A 641-nucleotide genomic window follows, 5' to 3' on the forward strand; every position below is an offset into this window, starting at 1 on the left:
GTCTGGGTCCCCCTTCTCCCGAAGTTACGGGGGCATTTTGCCGAGTTCCTTAACCACAGTTCTCTCGATCGCCTTAGTATTCTCTACCTGACCACCTGTGTTGGTTTGGGGTACGGGCCGTGTACCAACTCACTAGAGGCTTTTCTCGGCAGCATAGGATCATGGAATTCACCGCAACGGCTACGCATCACCTCTCAGGCTCAATGTGTTCCGGATTTGCCTAGAACACGCCCTACAGGCTTACACCAGTACAACCACTGACTGGCCCCACTACCTTCCTGCGTCACCCCATCGCTTGCCTACTACCAGCCAAGGTCCCATGCATCACCCCAACTTGGCACCCGAAGGTGCTCCTGGGGGATCTGGATGGTTAGTACAACTGATTCAGCATGGGCGCGGATACACGGGTACGGGAATATCAACCCGTTGTCCATCGACTACGCCTGTCGGCCTCGCCTTAGGTCCCGACTCACCCTGGGCGGATTAGCCTGGCCCAGGAACCCTTGGTCATTCGGCGGAAGAGTTTCTCACTCTTCTTTCGCTACTCATGCCTGCATTCTCACTCCCACACCCTCCACCACTAGATCACTCTGTGGCTTCCACGGATGCAGGACGCTCCCCTACCCACCCACACACCTGGT

Annotated in this window: 1 rRNA gene; it reads right to left on the bottom strand. The window is 56.6% G+C overall.

Features of this window, described 5'->3' with window-relative positions:
* Positions 1 to 641: ribosomal RNA gene (locus OK17_RS19670) — 23S ribosomal RNA — on the bottom strand; the annotation flags it as partial.

This window comes from Gordonia sp. GN26, from assembly GCF_054823965.1.